Here is a 19,516-nt window from a genome sequence, read left to right as displayed (position 1 = left end):
CCTTGCTACAGCGGCGCCCGCGGCAGGTCGCGCGGGAACGGCGGGTCCTCGATCTGCGGCAAATAGCCGTCGTTGTCCTCGGCCCACGCCGCGCGCTCGTCCTCGGTCGCGTAGTACCGCAACCACAACTCGGGATCGCCGTCGACGTTGGCGCAATCCCAGTGGAGGTAGTTGCTGCGGCGGTCGATCATCTTCTCGTGCGCGGGGAGGATGTCGCGAAAGACGAGGCAGTAGAGTTGCCGATCGCTGAGATGATCGGTGAAGTCCAGCACGATCCGGCGCTCGAACAGTCGGTCGATCACCTGGGCGAGCTTCACGCGGAGGACGTCGTCGCTGAGATCGTCGGGATGCGGCAGATCGAGCTTGGGGGTGAACCACTCGCAGATCGGCAAGATCGGCGCCCGTTCCCACTCGAGCATCGACTGCAGGAACTCGTTTTCATCGCCGGTCGACATGACCTCGGCATTGACACGACCGATCGACTCGTCGAACAACGGTTCCAGCGCGTCGCGAAGCTGCGCGTTGAGCAGCAGGCTGTCGACGTCATCGGGTTTGGGCGAGGGGGAGAACATCATGGCAAGCGAACCAACACATTGCGTACGGTCGTCGAGCAAGCCTGCAGCGAGCCCGGCGACGGGGAGAAACGCAACCCTTCGATAGTCGACGAACAGTCGAGGAGTCGCCCGTTGCGGCGCCCACGGGCGAGCAGGGCGAACGTCCCCTTTCCTCGCACTCTATCAACGGCCGGGGCGGCTGAAAACGGTTTTGGACCTCCGCTGAAAAGAGTTGCGAAATTGCCACGGGCACGATCGCTACGACCCGCAATGTCCGCCAAAAATGGAGCGGAAATGCTAGCGGCGCGGGCTGGCCAAACGACGAATCGTCAGGCTGAAATTGGCGCCGAGCGGGGGGACGCGACGAAGCCGCTGGAGCCTTGTCGCAAGCACCGAGACCGTCGTCGGCGTTCGTACCCGAGCCTGGGGCGAGGAGGGCAGGGCAGGGCTTGTCCGCGGTTCTCCGGCGGCGTGTGCGCCGCCGGCTAGCGGGCGCACACACCAGGGGCGACGTGGCCCCGGAGAAGGAGGTCGGGGCCAAGGCGGCTTAGCTGAAGCCGTTTGAGCGGGACCGCGTGGGCGATGGTCGCCAGCCCCGGACCGCCGACCGGGCCGGGGGCGGCGGCCCCTCCCAGCAGCTTCGGGGCAACGAAGGCGAAGACCTCGTCGATCGCCCCGCAGGCGAGCAGGCTGCCGAGCACTGCGCTTCCCCCCTCGACCAGCACGTTGGTCGTCTGCCGGCGACCTAGCTCGTTTAGGAGCGTCTCGAGCCGGGCGCCCTGATCCGCTCCCGGCAGCAGCAGCACCTCGATTCCTCGAGAGCGGAGCGCCGCGACCCGTTCGGCCGGGGCGTCGCTCGCCGCGGCGACGAGCACCGGGGCCTCGCCCGCAGTGCGGGCAAGTTTGCTCGTGAGCGGCAAATTCGCCCCGGCGTCGAGCACGATCCTCGTCGCCGTCCGCGCACCAGCAGGCCGAGCCGTCAGCAGGGGGTCGTCCCGCTCGACGGTGCCCCGACCGACCACAATCGCGTCGACGCGACCGCGAAGGGCGTGAACCGCAGCCCGCGCTTCGGGGCCGGTGATCCACTGGCTCGAACCGTCGATCGCGGCGATTTTGCCGTCGAGCGTCATCGCCCACTTGGCGATCACCCAGGGCCGGCCGGTCGTGATCAGCTTGCGAAAAGGAGCGACAAGCGCCGCAGCCTCGTCGCAGTCGTCGGCAAGATCGACGGCGATTCCCGCGGCCCGCAACGCGGCAATTCCTTTGCCCGAGACGACGGGGTTGGGGTCTTCCGCCCCGACGACGACCCGCGCCACTCGGGCGGCGAGCAAGGCCCCGACGCACGGGGGGGTCTTTCCTTGGTGGCAACACGGTTCCAGCGAGACGCACGCGGTCGCCCCGCGGGCGGCGTCCCCGGCAGCCGCGAGGGCCTCGATCTCGGCATGCGGCCCGCCGAACCGGCGATGCCAACCTTCGCCCACGACTTGACCGCCCTGGATCACAACGCAGCCGACCAGCGGGTTCGGCTCGACGAACCCCTCCCCGCGGCGCGCTAGCTCGAATGCCCGAGCGAGGAACTGGCGATCTTCGTCACTGATTGCCATCGAACAGGCCGCGGAGGAACGCAGAGAGCTCGCACCTGACGGTCGACGAGTTCCCGTTTCAATCAATTCCGTTCAGGCGGTTCATTCGTCCGGTCCGAGCGGCTGCGGGCTACGGGGTCCAGATCGCCGATTTGGCCGGTCCGGCGGGGGCGGGAGCGTCGCCGTCGGGGGTCCATAGCTTCGAACCGCTGGCGACCGGAAGGGGCGCTTCGGCCACGTCGGTGCGTTCGCCCGGCGGGGCGATCAAACCTGATTGATAGAGGATGCGATACGCAGCTTGAGCCGCTTCGGGCTCGGCGGCCTCACGGTCGCCGATCGCCCGCAGCGCGGCTTGAATCCCGTCGAAATCGCCCCGTTCCATGTGGACCTGCAGCTCCATCAGCAACCATTCGCCGAGCTTCGCTCCTTCGCTCGCGGCGAGCGTTTTGGCCTGCTCGATCCACGGGATCGCGGCGTCGGGGTGCGAAACCTTGCGCACGAGTTGCTGGAAAGCCCGCCGGCGAACGGCAAGCGGTTCATCGCGCCCAGCGAGTTCCGTGGCCACCGCCAGCGTGGCGATCGGCGCCCCGGCCAGCGTGCAGCGATCGAGCAGGCCGCTGAGCGACTCCGCGTCCAGTGCGGCAAGTTCCAACCGCGGCACGCGGACCATGGGGAGAGCTTGCCAATCAATTGTCGCGGGATCGATCGGCTCTGCGGCGGGCAGGCCGAGTCGGCTACGCAGTTCGTCGAACAGAGAGCGCTCGGCCGGGTCGGCCGAGGCCTGCTCGATGATAAGCACCGCGGCGGCCAGCCGGACCTGCAACTCCGGCTGGCTGGCGGCCGCCTCGGGCGACAGGTCGCCCAGATTCCCCAAGGGCGCCGAGGTCCAATCGTCGAGAATCGCCCGTCGCCGACGTTCGGCGAGGAGTTGTCGCCGGTGCTTCGAGGGCGTGTCGTCCGGCAGCCGCCATCGCCAACTGAGCGCTTCCTCGCTCGCCGACTTCTCAGCCAGGGTTTCGCGCGAGTCGATCGAACCGAGCGCGTCGCCGACGATCTCCGTCACCAGTCCCGTGACGACGGTGAACAGCTGATCGTCGTCGGTGGTGACCTTGAGCTGAGCGGGACGATCGGTCCGCTTGCCGTACAACGACAGAAACGCCAGCACGTTGGGAATCTGCCCCAGTTCGATGTCGACGCCGGCGGTCGCGACGGGACGATCGAGAAGGATGTAGGTTTCGCGGGGGGGCGTGTCTTCGTCGCTCTTGAACGTTTCCGGATCTACGGGGTAGATCTCGACCCGTTTGTCCGCCAGCAACCGCTCGGCGGCAACGTCGGCGTCCTCAACATGATAGGACAGGCACAGCGTCTCGATGAGCGCCGCGTCCTCGCGCGGCAGCACCAATTGGGCGAGGGCTTCAGCCTCGACGGCGTCGTCGTACGGCACGTCGAGCGCCGCGTAGTCATGCAGTGCATCGACGAACCCCTCTTTGTCGCCGCTCCACCCGCGACAGAGAGCCAGGTTGTAAACGACCGCCGGCAGCGAACCGATCTGGTCCCGCAACGTCTCGAACGCCGCCGCGGCTTGCCGCCATCGGCCGCGTTGGGCAAGTTCCATCGCTGCGGCGAAGTCGGCCGCGATCGGCTTCGGCGGATCGGCGAGCTTTTTGACGAGCGTCAGCGGCTCACGCAACAACAGCGGCAAGCCTGATTGCAGGTTCAGCCGAAGCAGCAATTCGACGGCTTCGTTGTCGTCGTTCGGCGCCAGTCCGGCGTACATCAGCAGGTGAGCTCGAGCCGCGACGAGATCGCCAGCCAGCAAGAGCGCGTGCCCGACGGCGCCGATCGCCTCGAACACCCGCTGCGGCAGGTCGTTGCCGCAATGTTCGAACGCACTCTGCAGTTCGCCGACGGCCGTGGCCGCATCCTCGCGCGCCGTCGCCACAAGCGCCGCTTGGGCGTGGGCCGTGGGGCTGTCGGGGTGCGCGGCCAGAAACGTCTGCACGATCGCGGCGGCTCCGTCGACGTCTTCGAGCGACAACTTGAGCATCGCCGCCAGATCGAGGAGCGACGCCCGGTTCGGCTCCTTGGTCAAGAGTTGCTCGCACCGCGCCAGCGCCGCCCGCGGCTGATCGGCGTGGATGAGCTTGTCGATCTTCTCGATCTCGTGAACCAAGTCCGAGCAGCAAAATTTCAGCTTCTTGCCGCTGCCGCACGGGCACGGGGCGTAGGGGTCGACGCTCATGACGGGCATCCTAGCGCAGCTAGTAAACAAAGGGCGAAACCAAACCAAGATCGTATCACAGCCGGCTGAATGGCACGACCCGGGAGGCGAACTGTCGGAACGAGGGGGATGTTCAACAGAGCCCGCCGGGGCGGCACGCGAACGGAGGGCGGCCGACGCGAACAAGCTTGTTTCCTGCGGGAATTCGCCAGACCGCGGCGCTTCGCACTGCGGCCATGGCGCCCCGCACCAGACGAACCAGCGGCCTCGGGCACGCGACGCCCAGTCGCCCCTTTTGGGCGACTGACGCTTGGGGTACCCTGACGGGCCCGCTGGTTTTCTCCTTCCCGCATGCATTGTTGACAGCCATGTCCGATCCGTATTTTCAGTCGCTGTTCGCCGACCGCATCGGCGGAGCCCAATACGGCAAGGGGACCTCGATCTACAAGTTCGAGAAGATCAAGCGGGCCAAGCGCCAGGCGCTGGCCGAGCATCCCCAGCGGCGGTTGTTGGACTTCGGCATCGGCGAAAACGACGGCGTGGCCGACCCGATCGTGCTGGACCGGATGGCCGAGGAAATCCGCAAGCCGGAAAACCGCGGCTACGCCGACAACGGTCCGCCGGAGTTCAAGCAGGCGGTCGCGCGGTTCATGCAGCGCGAGTACGGCGTGACGCTCGACCCGGCGACCGAGATCAACCACTGCATCGGTTCGAAATCGGGGCTGGCGATCTTGCCGGCGGCGTTCATCAACCCGGGCGACGTGACGCTGATGACCGTCCCCGGCTACCCAGTCGCGGGAACGCTGACCACGTACTACGGGGGGAGCGTGTACAAGCTGCCGCTGCTCAAGGAGAACGACTTCTTCCCCGACTTAGACGGCATCCCGGCCGACGTCCGCGCCAAAGCCAAGCTGCTGGTGATCTGCTATCCCAACAGCCCCACCGGCAAGACGGCCAGCCGCGAGTTCTACGAACGCGCGATCCAGTTCGCTCACGACAACCAAGTGGTCGTGGTCCAGGACGCGGCCCACGGACTGCTGTCGTTCGACCGCGAGCCGAACAGCTTTCTGGCCGTCCCCGGCGCCAAGGAGGTGGGGGTCGAGATGCACTCGATGTCCAAGGGGTTCGACATGATCGGCTGGCGGATCGGCTGGATCTGCGGCAACGAGCGGATCGTGCGGGCGTTCGCCGACGTGAAGGACAACTGCGACAGCGGGCAGTTTCGGGCGATCCAAATGGCGGCGACCGCGGCGCTCGACGAACCGGAAATTCCGCGCCGCATCCGCGAAAAGTACCGCCGACGGATGACCAAGATGGTCGCCGCGCTCCAGCGGTGCGGGTTCCAGTGCGAAATGCCGGGGGGATCGTACTTCCTCTACACCCCCAGCCCGCGGGGATTGGCCGACGGCACGCAATTCGAGAACGCCGAGGCGTGCAGCCAGTACCTCATCACGAAGCAGTCGATCTGCACGGTCCCGTGGGACGACGCGGGCGCCTTCCTGCGGTTCAGCGTCACGTACGAGGCGCCCGACGAAGCCGCAGAGGACGCCCTGATGGCCGAGACCGAGGCCCGGCTAAAGAGCTTGGGGCCGGTGTTTTGAACGGGACGGCCGGGACCCCGCCAAAGCTCTCCATGACAAATGGTCATTGGGATTTGATCATTGGCGCTTGGTCATTGGCGCTCTATCCCGCCAGAATCGCCTCGAATCGGTCGGCGATCCGCAGGATGTCGAAATTCTCCTCGGCATAGCGGCGGGCGCTGGCGCCCCGGGCCGGCAACGAATCGGGGTCGTCAAGCAATGCCGCCGCCGCCGCGCGGAACGCAGCCAGATCGCTCGGATCGGTCACCAGCCCCGCGCCGTTCTCGACAATCAACCGCGCCGCCAAATTGTCGGCCGGCATCGCCCCGAGAATCGCCCGACCGGCGCACATGTAGCTGAGGACCTTGGAGGGAACGCTGAAGACGCCGGCGTCGGGTTCCAGGATCGCCACAAGCACGTCCGCGCTGCCGAGGACGTCGGCCATTCGCTCGAACGGTTGGAAGGGAAGGCACCGCAGCGAGCGGATCCCCTCGCGGGCCGCAGCCTCGCGTAGCCATTGGATGCCCTGGCCCACGGACAGGACGATCATCTCGCCCGCCTCGCGCTGGTCGAGGAGTTTGGCCAACTCCAACAGCAGCGCCGGGTTATGCTTCATGGCGAGAGTGCCGGTGTACATCACGCGCGGGCCGGCTCCAAGCCCTTGCTCAATCGACCAAGCGTTGTCGCGCGGCCGGAGCGGCAGTTCGTCAAGCACAGACCAGTTGTGGATCACGTGCATCCGCTCGTCCGGGATCCGCCACTCGCGAAACAGCGGCAGAAAGTCCTCGGTAATCAGAACCACGGCGTCGCTGCCGCGCGCCGACTCGCGGTCGAGCCGCATAAAGTACCGACCGACGATTCCCCCCACCACCGGAACCTGACGACTGAGCAGTTTGTGCGCGGCAACCCCGAAGAGGTCTTGCACCCAGAACACGTGGCGAACGCCTCGCTTCCGGCAACGTCGCACCAGCCGATGTTGCGGAATCGAAGGGGTGTCGGCCGACAACACGGCGTCGGGGCGAAACTCGTCGCAAGCGGCGCAAATCAGCCCGGAGTAACGTCGCTCCATGGCGATCCGTTTACGGTAGCTGCGTTTGGGGATGACGCCCCCCAGGTTAATCGCCTGCAGCGAGAACTCGCCGCTACCCGCGGTCGCCCTTTCTGTATTCCCGCGGGGCGTTTCGGTCGAACTGCAGTAGACGTGGCGCACAATGTGTCCCCGCGCCGCGAGTTCGCGACTGAGTTGCATCGGGAACGGATACCCGCCGTAGTCGTGGATCAAGAGGCGCACGGCAAATAGCAATCCTAGTCCAAGGGGGTTGTGAATAATGCCGAGATGGGAGGCTGCACGAGCCTGACACGCCGGGGATGGTCAAAAAGGCTCGAATCCGTACTTGGCGAGCACCGCTCCAGCGTGCTCCTCGAACAGGACGCAGTTGGCCGGGCTGAACCTCTCGCGCCATCCGCCGGAGCGTCCCTTGCGGTAAGTATGGGATCGCCCGGGATCGACGTTCGCCTGCATCGCCATTGCGAGTTCGCTAGCGTCCACGGGGGTCTCGCTCCGACGGACGTAAAACTCTGCCATCGCGGCAATCAGTTCCGGCTGCCGCGGTCCGATGAGGTCCTCGAACTTCACGGCGAACACGTCGTCACGACCGATCCAACCGGCGTACTGCTCGAAGCGCTCGCCGATCGGCGGGTAGTAAAGCTTCTCGGCATGTTCCGGCAACCCGCGGATGCTGATCGCGATCGCTTCGTCCAAGGAGGGCGCATCACGAAAGAACGGGTGCAAACGGTGCCACCGATTCAACGAACGCAGGTAGTGCGCCTCGGAGAGCACCACGTCGCGCGGGTCTCGGTAGATGAAGTAGTGGACGTACCGCGTCTCGGCGATCGCCGCAGCGACTGCAGGATCGAAAAACAAATGCGCGCGCACCAATTCGCCTGGAACGGCTGTACGGAGAGCGGCGCTCGATTCGTCCGGCGAGCGGCGACGAAACTGAAATGAACTTGTCATCGACGACAAAAACTCTCCGAAGTTCCGCCGACCAGGGAGTGCTTCGAGAATCTGGTCGAGCAGGTGCGTGCCGCTCTTAGGGACAGAGTTGGCGAGCGCCGGGGGACGACTGCGATAGCTTCCGCCGTCTGCACAAATACGAGCGAACGCCCTCGGCGCCTTGAGCACAAAGGCGGCGCCTTTGCGGACGACGCCGCTTCGATGATGAAGCGCCCAGCTGGCAATTGCATGCTTCCGTCGCATTGGCCATGCAGCTTTCGGGCTGAACCCAGGTTAACACTCTACCGGCGGGACAAACCGCACGTTCCGCACACGATGCGGCTTATGAAAGGATGCTGCTCAGAACTCGCCTCAGACGTCTTCAGTCCAGTATCCACAACCAAGTAGACTCGTCCAAATGGCGAACTCTTCGAACAGGCCGATTTACGCGAGATTCTGCAAGCGCGCTGCAAAACTCTGGAGTTCCTTGGTCGCTTCCGCATCTAGCTCAGTGCTGCGGCGCCGCGCTGCGCCGACCGCCTCGTTAAAGACATCGGGCTCGCGAGACCACCTCGCGAGGATTTCAGCGGCGGCGATTGCGAAGTCATCGTCAATGTCGATGACAACCCCGCATTTGCCCTGCACGATGTAGGGCAGACACCCTCGCGATCGTACAACAACCGGGGCGCCGGACGCTAGGGCCTCGGAAACGACGATACCCCAGGAATCGCTGCGTGTCGGATAGACAAACGCGTCAATGCCGCGAAAGAACCCTTCCTTGGCTTCGCCGTACACCGGCCCCCGATACTCGGCATTGTCCGGCCACCTTTTTAGCGCGAGATCCACGAGTTCTTGCGCATCTGCCGTATTGCACGGTCCCGCAAGGACTAACCTCGCCTGCGGTGCGGCGGCGACGAGTCGGGCAAACGTTTCGACAACGTCGTCCAAACCTTTGGCACGGGTCAAGTTACTGAGAAAACCTATCGTAAAGGGACGAGGCAGACGAGGAGCGTTCGAGGGAATGATCTCGCATGCAACGTTAGGAGACAGGGTGAGACATTGCCGACACTCCGGATAGCGTCGCCTCAGGTCCTCGGCCATGAGCGGACAATGCACGACGTGTATTGCCCCTCCGCCCGCGATGCGAAAGAGCCGCTTCGCCCGCCAATCGAAGCGATCGATGTAGTAGTAGACGTGGTGATGCAAGACCGGACGATGCCCAAGCGCTCTTGCGAGGCCGACTAGCAGCATGTCGTAGAACAGTCCGCTTCCGGAGCTTACTGCGTAGTAGAAATCAGCGTCCTTGATCCTGCCGCCGGACAAGAGAGCGCGGACCGTTCTCAGAACGCCCCTCCACCTGACCACTTTCCATCGAAGACCGCGTACGTCTCGACCGGCGGACCAGTTGACGAGCGTGGTTTCGCACTTGTCGGCAAGCTCGGCAGCGACCTTGGCCGTAAGCGCCGTCATGCCGGTAACGGGGGGCGGTAGCGCGCCTGCCACGAATACGCGACGAGTGCACGACGGCTTGTTCTTGCGCCGAACTTCCTGCGTATTGTCAGAGTTCTGGCACATTCTTGTGTGTGAAATGGCAACAAGCCGAGATGAACTGCACGGGGGTGATCGCCGCCATATCGAGTGCGAACCGTTCCCAGCAAGCTCGGATTGCAAAACGAGTTCCGAAATGATCGCGAGACGCCCTCGGCCGGGGGCTAGATCGCCATGCCCCTCCCAGAGAGAGCCTTACTCCTTGCCGCATCAGCCGAGGCGGGTTGACGCAACTGTACGGGACAGCTTCGACGCTCTCGTGAGGATTGCGAGAATCCTGTACTACGCGAATCAAGCGCCTCGCACTTCTAGACTGCATCGTCGCACCGAATCGCCGTAATGCAGTAATGCACGGCTTGATCCGTTTATGCGGTTATTGACGCGAAATGCTGCGTGCGACGATTGGCGAACACTGCCACGGCTGCAAAAAGCAACGTGAGGAGAGCGGACGACGGCTCCGGAACTTGAATCACGACAACGGCGCTGGGAACGAGTTGACTTCCTGCGTTGCGCTGCCAAGCAAGAAAATCGAGGCCGTCGGTGACTCCGTCCAGATTGACGTCCCCGGCAGGATTCGTAGGGAATGCCTGCTTCCAAAGCGACAAGTCGGCTCCGTTGACGATGCCGTCGTTGTTCAGATCGCCGGTCAAACCAGCCGCGACCTGAATCGAGACCGACTTGGGTGCGTAGCGAATCACCCAATGGCGTCCAGGGGCTAGGCTTGGCATCGAATACGATGAGAACGTCCCGCTCACGCCTTCGGCCGCCGAAAGGATGTTGAACGTCTGGCCCAGCGACGGGCTAAACGTTCCTCCTCCTAGATTGGCCAGCGTTACGTTCATGCCTCCGGCGAGCGCGACGGCGCCTCCCACGACGAGTTGGTCGTACCCGGTCCCCGGAGTTGTCCCCCCAAGTTCGAACGAAATGGCTCCTGACGCGAGGGTTATGTCTCCCGTGGCGACGATTCCGGCAACGCCCAGTCCGACTTCAAACACGCCCCCTTCAATAGCCAGGTCCCCGTTGACGGCGTTAGTTTGCAGCCTGCCGCCGGTGAACTTGAAACTCTCGGCCGTCGCGGTTTGGAGGATCGGCGTTCTTACCAGCCCGCTGGCGAGCGTGATCTTGCCAGCCGGACCGACAGTGACCTTCGCAGTATTTGCCAACGCGGCATTAGCTCCTTCGATCCGCAATTCGCCCGCAACGATCGTCGTGTCCCCAGAGTAAGTATTGAACCCCGTTAAGGTCGCCTTGCTTGACCCGTTTTTGACGAGCGATCGCGGTGCGTAGAAGTCGCGGATCTGACCGTTGAGCCGGTACGTCAGATCGCTGTCGCCGTCTATTGTGAGATCGGCGTGCAACACGACGTCCATGTTGATGTTGAACGCAAAGGAATTCGAGCCGGTCGAGGGCGACTTCGTGGCCTCCAGCGACAATCGCGGCTCCTCGCCGCTCAGGCTCTTGGTAAACATGATCGGGAAACCTGTAAGGGTCCCGTCTCGGTTCTGCGTGCCTTGAAAGTTTCCGGTCAGCCGCAATCGGTTGAGCATGAATTCGGCTAAACCCGGTCGATTGGCATGTCCAGCATCGATGTTGGTCGGCGACAACCCGGAAGAACGCGAGAAGTTGTTCTCGGAGACGTAGCTAGCGTCGTCGCGGGTTTGAAAGACAAGGACGGCGTTCGCGTAGGAGTCTTCACGCGACAAAGTCACGTTGGTCGTCGGGTTGGCGTCGTTCTGCCAGACGCCGCTGTCGCGCCACTTGTCGTTGGCGGGACCATTGTTTCGATGGCGAAACGCGTCAAATCGGTTGAAATAGTTGAAAAGCGTCGTTTGCTGGGATTTCTGTAGCGTCGTCTCCCAATCGACGTAGTCCCGCAGGAGTTCGTTGACTTTGTCCGGAAACTGATTGTTGACGATCGTCGATTCTCCCGACCCGTTGGCGTTGAGCTTGTAAAGCTGCGGAAAAGCGTTGATCGCTCCCTTCACCAACTTGAACTCCCCCTTTCGGATCGCCCAGTAATTTTGGCCTCCACGCCAATAGAGTGCATCGTGGAGCGAGCCGGATTCAACGCCGGTCAAGTGCGCCGTCAAGTCGACGCCGTCAAGCTCGGCAGAGGGGGTCCCCCCCGCGACGCTGACAAAGGTCGGAAAAAGGTCGAGAGAACTGACCATTTGATTGGACGTCCCGGCCGCGACGCCAGGCATTTTGACGAGCATCGGAACACGGATCCCGCCCTCCCAGCCCCATCCCTTGTAATCGCGCAGCGGGCCGTTGTTGTGGATCATTCCCGCCGCCCCTGGGGGGGCGCCGCCGTTGTCGTTCAAGAAAACGACAATCGTGTTGTCGGCGATCGAGTCACCGAACTCTCCATCGCCGTTGGGATCGTTCAGTCGGCTGAGAATGTTGCCGACATTGCGATCCAGCGCGTAAGTCAATGCGGCCGCGTTCTTACGCGAGCCAGTCAGCGAGGTCGAATCGAACTGAGCCAAGTCGTCAGACTTGGCGAAGTCGTACGGGCTATGCGGCGAGGTGAAGGGAACGTAGAGAAAGAACGGATCGTCCCCCGTTGCGTGTTCGGCAATAAAGCGACTCGCTTCGTCCCCCAGAGCGTCAGTGAAGTGACGCCCCCTCACAGGATCGTCGGGCACACCGTTATACGAAGCCTCCAACGCCCAATTGATCGCTGCGGTCCCGCGCCTGACGAGTCCCGTGGTGCGAGTTGGATCGTAAAAGTAGTCGGTCCCTCCCTCCCAGATGCCGTAGAAATCGTCCACGCCGCGACTCTGTGGTTGTTTCGCAACTTCAGCTCCGATATGCCACTTGCCGATGACTCCTGTCGTATACCCTAGCGACTTCATCGCCTGCGGAAGCAACACTTCGGATACGGGGATGCCGTCGTTTGGGCTATTCGAGTTCGCGATGTTGTAATCGACCCCGAATCGTTGTTGATATCGTCCGGTCAGCAATCCCGCTCTTGAGGCGGCGCATACGGACGAAGTCACATAGGCGTTGGAGAAGAGGACGCTTTGCTGCGCAAAGGCGTCCAGATGCGGAGTCTTGAACTCCGTCGACTGCCCCGTCAATTGGTTCATGAAACCGAAGTCTGCGTACCCTGCATCATCGGCAAAAAGGACGACGATGTTGGGGCGACTGGCGGCGCACGCGTGCGCCGCAAAACTCAGAGCGCACGCCGCGTACAAACTGCGGAGCACGTTACGGATCATCGGGTGATTGCGCATCGTTGATTGTTCAGCGAGAAAGCGGATCGACTGTTCTCCCCCAGCTATCGCTGCACGGGGCATGCTGACAGTTTACTCAGCTTTGCTTGACGCATCAACAAACGCGCACTGCCAATCTGCAGCCTAGATCACTGCGATTCGTGGCCAACATCAAGTGATTTTAGCCTGTAGAAGGGAGCACGGACTTGCGGATCGATCCCAACCCTCCAACCGTCGGGGGTCAGCTTGCGATGTTCATTTTCTAAACACGCCGTCAGGCCGTTCTCGGGTTGCGAAGAAGTCGCTGGGAGAAGGCGTTGCCGAAATCGGCGGCATAGGCCCCGACTCGCGATCCGCCCGCCTGGGCGCTCAGTCGCTGAATGACCCAGAGGAAGACGAGGCACTCGACGACTTCGACGGTATGGACGCCCAGATCGCCTCTCAACCATGTAATGACGAACATCATTGAGGAAGCTACCGTCGCAATAAAGTACGGATTGTTCGGTTCGCGCTTGATGGGCTCGTCAATCAAGCGCACGAGCAGGACCAGAACAATGGCATAGACAGGCAGCGCATACCAATCTCCTTCGTAATAGGCTTGCCCGGCGACACCGAGGCCCCAATTCGTCTTCTGAGGCAGCTTCAAAACGTCAGTCACGATGATAGCGCCAAACGGCTGCGGCTTTTCGGGCCAAAACCTTCTGGGAATCGCGTAAGTCAGCGCAAACTGCAACGTGTTCAGCGGGCGCACGTCGAGCCCCTGATCCTCGACGAGCCGCTTCGTCACCATTGCATACAAAAACACGCCCTGGGCGAGTTTTGGCTTCCAAGAGTCGAGCTGGGCGGCAACGTCTGCGAGCGTGACTTGCTTCATTGCTGCGACCGTGTTGGCCAGCGTCCGTTCTTGGCCTAGTTGACCGCGATCGAAAAATCGGAAGCACTGATACCACAGCGCGACGATGACGACGACGCTTGTCGCCAAGGCGCCCACGAGCATGACGCGAGCCGAACTTCGGTAGCGCCAATTCGTCCAATACATGACCACAATCGGAGCCGCTGCGATGCACAGCAGCAATCGTCGTCCGGACGAGGTCCGCATGGCGTACACGGCGGCGGCCGCCAGAACGACGGCAAACACTATGAGCGCCACCGGCGACGTGCGATTGCGATACCACGAGTAGAACGCGAAGGCGACGCCAAACGTCGCCGCCTTATGGCCTAGATTGAAGAACACTTCACGTAGGACGGGAATGTTTCCCTCAATCGCCACGAATGCAGTGACGACGGTCGCTGTGCACAAGACCAGCAAGACCCCAAACAGCATCGACGACCAAGGTGCGCTGCGAGTGAAGCGACGCGATGCGAACTTCTTGCCGATTGGCATCGCATAGTAGAACAGCAGCAAGCACCCAAAAAAGAATACGTTCCGTAAGAGCGTCGCTTTGTAGTACGAGTCGGGAAACTCAAATGAGATGTAGTTCTCGAACACGCGGGCCGGCGGATCAACGGCCTCAAGGGCGGCAATGCCCATGAAGATCGAGCAACCTAGCAGCGCGAAGCTCCAGGCCGTCACCAAATCGGCCTTGCCGCGCCAGTAGGGCACGACGATGAGCATGATCGGCACGACGACGAACGCCCACCCGGCGAAGACCAGCAAGCTTTCAGTCGAATTGGCTACAGCTAGCATAACTGCGTCTCTGTAACAGCGGCGAGGTCAGTCAATTTGTGCGTAGTGAGCGGCGTCTATTGAACTCGGGTAGCCGCACTTCTCCATGGCCGTCGCGGAGTATCGGTAAAACTCGACAAGGTCTTCCTCGGAGAAGTGGTTTCTCCAATCTCCGACGACTCCCTTTCTGACGACAGGGATGGAACCGTTCTGCTCATTGTGCTTGACCCCCTCGCTGCGTTGCTCGACGCCCTTCATGGCGTTCATGGAGCCAGCCTCGATCGCGTCGGCAATCTCCGCTTCGGTCGCTTCGACGCCAAGAAACTCCGCGGTCCGACGCAGCTCGTTCGCAACGTCGCTTTTCATGTCTTCGTATCGAACGACCAGCAACGATCCGCCGGCGAATCGAGGTGCGTCACGCCACTGATTGACATGATCGTGCCAAGCTCCTGCGCCGGTCAAGCGCCCTCGAAGATAAATCGGCAAGAACTCGCTGAAGGTCGCCTGCATGCCCATGACTCGCTGAACTTGGTAGTACATCGACGTCGCCGCGTCTCGCCCGTCGCGAACGACGTAGACGGCCTTGCGATAACAACTACGATATCGCTCATGGGTTCGAACGAGGCGCCCGCCGTCGGGCAAAGTGCGCTCTGCGGAACTCTGTTGGCCGATTGCCGGCAAGAAGCGGTTGTCGTTGATGCGTTGTTCTCGGCCGGCCTTCCACAGAAGCTGCGCCAACATGAACGCCATCCAAGTCGTGCCTGACTTGGGGTACGACGCCAAGAACACGTCTTGCGGCAACAGCCCGCGGTGCCGATAAGAAACGACCGCCTCGCGAAGCCAAGTCGACCGCAGTCGGTTTCGTATGCGGTGTTGAAGCGGAAGCTTCATCATTGCTTCCTGCCCGGCGCGAGGCGATTTATCATCATGCCAAGTTCCTGGCGGATCGTCGCGATCGAAGTGAACGGGATCGTCCAGACGCCGACAAGGCGCTTGACGAGCAACGTCATGGCCGTGTTTTGAAGAACCATTTGAAGCGTAAACGCCCACGCAGCGCCTTCCGCTCCCCATCCGGCCCTCAGCAAGATCGCCAAGGTCAGTAAGTATAGAACAAAACTTAAGATGCTGCACACCAGGAGTTCCCGTTGCCGGCCTGTCATCGTCATCGTCAATCCATTGCTGCCGCTCAGGACGAATACAATGCATCCGACCGATAGAATCTGCATCGCCGCACCGGCCGCGACGTAGGCGTCGCCGAACGTCCAGCGAATGATCGTTTCGGGCGCCAGGAGCAACCCGACGAGCCCCAACAGGGACGGCGCCGCCAAAAGCGTCGCCGTACCGCGGAGCATGCGTTCCAGTCGGGCTCGCTGCCCCTGGGAATGAAGCTCGGCGACAAACGGCGCCAAAGCCACGGATGCGAGCAGCAACGGAGCAGTGACGAACAAAGTTAGACGCCGGGCGACGCCGTAGTCGGCAATCGCCGCTTCATCGGCGAAAACGCCGACCCACAGGACGTCGAATTCCGTGATCGCCAGGGCAATTAACTGGTTGAAGAGATTCGGCAGACTCTCGCGAAAAAACCAAGCTTGGGTCAGTTCCGCGCCGTCGCTCAAGACCGGCTCGTTCCCGGGCGACTGCGGAAGGGTCCGAATCCGCATCTTGACGATGGCGGCTCCTAGAAAAGTTCCGACAGCCGCCGCCAAGCAGTGAAGCAACAACAGTCGCTCCACCGAAACTGCGTCGAACCAGGCCAGGGCAGCGACGGTCGCAAGCATCAGTCCGTTAGAGACGATCCCGCCGTTTCGGCCGCCGACCAATGCCGCGGCCCGGAAATCGTCCAGACCTTGCAGGATTGTCGCAATCACTAGCGACGCCGCTGCGCAGCTGAACCACGCAGCGACCATGCCGGTCGAACTCCGCAGTGCATCCCACTTCTCGGCGGCGGGAAGTCGCCATGCAATCGCAAAGAGTCCTGCCGCGGCCAGGGCTATGCCAATGAGCGTTAACGCAGCGCCTGAGCGGGCGACCGTGTACGCGTTCAAGCGGCACGACGCTCCGCCGCTGCGAAGCGCCCGCAGTAAAGTGTGCGGGCAACCCAACGAGGCAAACGCCGCAAGAAGCGGCACGGCCGAAGCGGCCAATAGGTAGGAAGAGTACTGTCCCTTCGTCAACTGCCTTGAGACAACCAAGTGCAAGAGCACTAGGCTTGGAATCGAAATCACGCGACTTCCAATCGACCACCCGCCTCCTGAGGCAACGCGTCGAAACAGCGACCTTGACGGGAACGTCGCGATGCCTTGGGAATCCATTCGACCTCGTCCCGCAGATTGCCGTAAGTTTGCGAATCGTCGACGAGACACGACGGTCGACGGGGTCGTTCCGCTGCTCCGGGATCACTCGGCAGAGCGTGAAACCGGGGCGCATTCTGCGACGGCCAAATCGCTGCGAACCATCATCTGCGCGAGTTCGCGAATTCGCACGCGCGGCTCCCAGCCCAGATCGCGGCGGGCCTTCGCGGCGTCTCCCAGCAGCAAGTCGACCTCGGCAGGTCGGTAGTACCGGGGATCGATTCGTACGACCACGCGCCCGTCGGGACCTTTGCCGACTTCCGCGTCGCCCGTCCCCGACCACTGCAACGGCATCTCCAACTCCTCGAAGCAGAAGTTGCAGAAATCGCGCACCGAGGTCGTTTCGCCGGTGGCGATGACGTAGTCGTCGGGCACGTCGGCTTGCAGCATCATCCACATCGCCTCGACGTAATCGCCGGCGAACCCCCAATCGCGCTTCGCGTCGAGATTGCCGAGGTACAGGCACTCTTGCAGCCCGAGCTTGATCCGGGCCGCGGCGCGGCTGATCTTGCGCGTGACGAACGTCTCGCCGCGGCGAGGCGATTCGTGATTGAACAGGATGCCGTTCACTGCGAACATTCCGTACGACTCGCGGTAGTTCTTGGTGATGTAGAACGCATAGGCCTTGGCGGCGGCGTAGGGGCTGCGCGGATAGAAAGGGGTCGTCTCTTTCTGCGGAGTCTCGACGACCTTGCCGTACAGTTCCGACGAGGACGCCTGATAGAATCTGGCTTCGAGATCCAATTCGCGCATCGCCTCGAGGATCCGGACGCAGCCCAGACCGGTGACGTCGCCCGTGTACTCGGGGATGTCGAAGGACACTTTCACATGCGACTGGGCCGCGAGGTTGTAGATCTCGTCGGGGCGAATCTTTTTGAGCAGGTTGTTGAGGCTGGAGGCGTCGCTGAGATCGCCGTAGCAGAGCCGCAATCGGACGTCCGATTCGTGCGGATCCTGATAGATATGGTCGATCCGCCCGGTGTTGAACGACGAGCTGCGGCGAATGACGCCCCAGACCTCGTACCCTTTGCCAAGCAGAAGTTCGGCGAGATACGAGCCGTCTTGACCGGTGACGCCGGTGATGAGGGCCTTCTTGCGGGGGGCGGAATCAGACGACATGGGCGGGCTCTCGGGGCGAGGCGAGCGGCGGCGCTCGCGGTTTTCACAGTGATTCGCAGTTTAGGACGTCAGGCTCGCAGGACGGCGTCAGCGGGCGAGCGCCGGTTCGTGTTCGCCGAACCAAGCGTAAGTCGATTCGATCCCCTCGCGGAGGCCGATCCGATGCCGCCAGCCGAGGCGGTGCAACTTGCTCACGTCGAGCAGTTTTCGCGGCGTGCCGTCGGGCATGCTGCGGTCGAACTCCAGGGCGGCTTCCGGGCAGACGACCGAACGGATCGTCTCGGCGAGTTCCGCGATCGAAAGGTCCTCTCCGGTCCCCACGTTAATTGTCGTCGCGGCGTCGTAATTGTCCATCAAGAACAAGCAGGCGTCGGCCAGATCGTCGACGTGCAGAAACTCTCGCCGCGGCGTACCGCTGCCCCACACCGTCACGATCCGATCCGGCGCGGTGCGACATTCGTGGAATTTGCGGATCAACGCAGGCAGCACGTGCGACGTTTGCAGGTCGAAGTTGTCGTGAGGGCCGTACAGGTTCGTCGGCATCGCCGAGATGAAGTTGCAGTCGTATTGCCGGCGGTAGGCGTCGCAGGACATCAGGCCGGCGATCTTCGCGATGGCGTAGGCGTCGTTGGTGCGTTCCAACGGCCCGGTGAGCAGGTACTCCTCGCGGATCGGCTGCGGACAATCACGGGGATAAATGCAACTGCTGCCGAGATAGAGCAGCTTCTCGACCCCGGTGCGCCATGCAGCACGCAGCACGGTGGCGTGGATCATGAGGTTGTCGTACAAGAACTCCGCAGGGCGGGTCGCATTGGCGTGGATGCCGCCCACCGTGCCCGCAACGTGGACCACGTAGCGCGGCCGGTTGACGTCGAACCAACGGTCGACGGCCGCCTGATCGCGCAGGTCAAGCTCCGTCCGCGGAGCGGCGAGGATCTGCCCGAACCCCTCCCGCTGCAATCGGCGGACGACGGCTGAGCCGACCATGCCACGGTGGCCGGTGACAAGAATGGGGGCGTCTCGAAGCAGCATCGGGTGTCCCAGAGCAGGCAGCGAATTGGGAAAGCGGAGCGTAAGCCAAGGCAAATCGGGCGCCATTGCCAGCGGCGCCAGCGAGGGCCGAAACAAACAGTATAACCCGCAACCTCGCGGCGGGAACGAATGCCAGACAGGGCTGAAATCTCGGCGTCGCCGGCGACTTGTCGCGCAAGCGCTCCAGGAATCCTGTGTTGCGCAATCCTGAACGCCGTCTGCCGCCCCCGGAGGTCAGCATCCCGAGGCCGTTACGACGCGGGGAGGGGAACGTGGCATTTCTTCAACGGGATGTCGACCAAAGACCACCGGCGTCGGACGCGCCGGAGGTGGCAAACTCGGCGGCAACGCAGGCTTGGGCTTCGACTCAAGACCTGCATGGCGCGGCCGAATTGACGGCAACGATTGTGCGGAAGGCAATCGCAGAAATGCGCAAGCGATGCTCGACCGGCAGTTCCAGGAGTTTGACAGCCTAGAAGGGCTCGAATACGATGCGGCCGGAGGACGAGAAACGGGGCGCCTTGGTCCTCTGCCGACTGCGAAACGCGGGGCAGCACGACACGCTTGAAGCGGTCCGACCGATCAGGCTGCCGCATGCACCCTCGGCTCTTCCACCGGCCCGACGGTCCTCTTCCGGTTGCACAAGAT

The 19,516-nt window shown here is 62.7% G+C and carries 13 protein-coding genes; 1 reads left to right on the top strand and 12 read right to left on the bottom strand.

What is annotated here, in order from left to right; all coding sequences use genetic code 11:
• Nucleotides 1–5 precede the first annotated feature (5 nt).
• The 3 genes from KF688_12260 to KF688_12250 all read right to left on the bottom strand — a co-directional run bounded on the left by KF688_12260 (nt 6) and on the right by KF688_12250 (nt 4,379).
• Complete coding sequence (locus KF688_12260) at nt 6–575, bottom strand: hypothetical protein (protein ID MBX3426446.1); 570 nt, start codon at nt 573–575, stop codon at nt 6–8.
• Between the two features lie 464 nt (nt 576–1,039).
• On the bottom strand, nt 1,040–2,158 hold the full coding sequence (gene ribD / locus KF688_12255; GenBank protein ID MBX3426445.1) for a bifunctional diaminohydroxyphosphoribosylaminopyrimidine deaminase/5-amino-6-(5-phosphoribosylamino)uracil reductase RibD: 1,119 nt from the start codon (nt 2,156–2,158) through the stop codon (nt 1,040–1,042).
• 109 nt (nt 2,159–2,267) lie between these two features.
• A complete protein-coding gene (locus KF688_12250; protein ID MBX3426444.1) occupies nt 2,268–4,379 on the bottom strand; it encodes a hypothetical protein in 2,112 nt (703 codons plus the stop codon).
• A gap of 347 nt (nt 4,380–4,726) precedes the next feature.
• Here KF688_12250 and KF688_12245 point away from each other — a divergent pair, with 347 nt between their 5' ends.
• On the top strand, nt 4,727–5,959 hold the full coding sequence (locus KF688_12245) for an LL-diaminopimelate aminotransferase (GenBank protein MBX3426443.1): 1,233 nt from the start codon (nt 4,727–4,729) through the stop codon (nt 5,957–5,959).
• 82 nt (nt 5,960–6,041) lie between these two features.
• Here KF688_12245 and KF688_12240 read toward each other — a convergent pair whose 3' ends face one another.
• The 9 genes from KF688_12240 to KF688_12200 form a co-directional block, all read right to left on the bottom strand.
• A complete protein-coding gene (locus KF688_12240) occupies nt 6,042–7,229 on the bottom strand; it encodes a glycosyltransferase (GenBank protein MBX3426442.1) in 1,188 nt (395 codons plus the stop codon).
• Between the two features lie 81 nt (nt 7,230–7,310).
• Nucleotides 7,311–8,123 (bottom strand): sulfotransferase domain-containing protein, encoded by an 813-nt coding sequence (locus tag KF688_12235; GenBank protein ID MBX3426441.1) that lies wholly within the window; start codon nt 8,121–8,123, stop codon nt 7,311–7,313.
• 255 nt (nt 8,124–8,378) lie between these two features.
• Nucleotides 8,379–9,404, bottom strand: coding sequence for a glycosyltransferase family 4 protein (locus KF688_12230; GenBank protein MBX3426440.1), 1,026 nt, complete (start codon nt 9,402–9,404; stop codon nt 8,379–8,381).
• 443 nt (nt 9,405–9,847) lie between these two features.
• The gene (locus tag KF688_12225) at nt 9,848–12,721 is read right to left on the bottom strand and encodes a sulfatase-like hydrolase/transferase (GenBank protein ID MBX3426439.1); all 2,874 of its coding nucleotides are present in this window, start codon (nt 12,719–12,721) and stop codon (nt 9,848–9,850) included.
• A gap of 253 nt (nt 12,722–12,974) precedes the next feature.
• A complete protein-coding gene (locus tag KF688_12220) occupies nt 12,975–14,387 on the bottom strand; it encodes a hypothetical protein (GenBank protein MBX3426438.1) in 1,413 nt (470 codons plus the stop codon).
• A gap of 27 nt (nt 14,388–14,414) precedes the next feature.
• On the bottom strand, nt 14,415–15,257 hold the full coding sequence (locus tag KF688_12215) for a sulfotransferase domain-containing protein (GenBank protein MBX3426437.1): 843 nt from the start codon (nt 15,255–15,257) through the stop codon (nt 14,415–14,417).
• Complete coding sequence (locus tag KF688_12210; protein ID MBX3426436.1) at nt 15,257–16,411, bottom strand: polysaccharide biosynthesis C-terminal domain-containing protein; 1,155 nt, start codon at nt 16,409–16,411, stop codon at nt 15,257–15,259. Before KF688_12210 ends, KF688_12215 begins: the two co-directional genes overlap by 1 nt.
• Nucleotides 16,412–16,762: 351 nt before the next feature.
• Nucleotides 16,763–17,836, bottom strand: coding sequence for a GDP-mannose 4,6-dehydratase (gmd, locus tag KF688_12205; GenBank protein MBX3426435.1), 1,074 nt, complete (start codon nt 17,834–17,836; stop codon nt 16,763–16,765).
• Between the two features lie 87 nt (nt 17,837–17,923).
• Nucleotides 17,924–18,868, bottom strand: a complete 945-nt coding sequence (locus tag KF688_12200) for a GDP-L-fucose synthase (GenBank protein ID MBX3426434.1) — start codon at nt 18,866–18,868, stop codon at nt 17,924–17,926.
• Nucleotides 18,869–19,516 lie beyond the last annotated feature (648 nt).

The organism is Pirellulales bacterium, from assembly GCA_019636345.1.
In the GTDB taxonomy this organism is placed as follows: Bacteria; Planctomycetota; Planctomycetia; order Pirellulales; family Lacipirellulaceae.
This window is presented reverse-complemented; position numbering and strand designations above follow the sequence as displayed.

Coding starts and splice junctions, on each gene's coding strand:
- KF688_12260 (MBX3426446.1), bottom strand. CDS start 575: ATGATGTTCTCCCCCTCGCCCAAACCCGATGACGTCGACAGCCTGCTG.
- ribD (MBX3426445.1), bottom strand. CDS start 2,158: ATGGCAATCAGTGACGAAGATCGCCAGTTCCTCGCTCGGGCATTCGAG.
- KF688_12250 (MBX3426444.1), bottom strand. CDS start 4,379: ATGAGCGTCGACCCCTACGCCCCGTGCCCGTGCGGCAGCGGCAAGAAG.
- KF688_12245 (MBX3426443.1), top strand. CDS start 4,727: ATGTCCGATCCGTATTTTCAGTCGCTGTTCGCCGACCGCATCGGCGGA.
- KF688_12230 (MBX3426440.1), bottom strand. CDS start 9,404: ATGACGGCGCTTACGGCCAAGGTCGCTGCCGAGCTTGCCGACAAGTGC.
- KF688_12225 (MBX3426439.1), bottom strand. CDS start 12,721: ATGCGCAATCACCCGATGATCCGTAACGTGCTCCGCAGTTTGTACGCG.
- KF688_12220 (MBX3426438.1), bottom strand. CDS start 14,387: ATGCTAGCTGTAGCCAATTCGACTGAAAGCTTGCTGGTCTTCGCCGGG.
- KF688_12215 (MBX3426437.1), bottom strand. CDS start 15,257: ATGAAGCTTCCGCTTCAACACCGCATACGAAACCGACTGCGGTCGACT.
- gmd (MBX3426435.1), bottom strand. CDS start 17,836: ATGTCGTCTGATTCCGCCCCCCGCAAGAAGGCCCTCATCACCGGCGTC.
- KF688_12200 (MBX3426434.1), bottom strand. CDS start 18,868: ATGCTGCTTCGAGACGCCCCCATTCTTGTCACCGGCCACCGTGGCATG.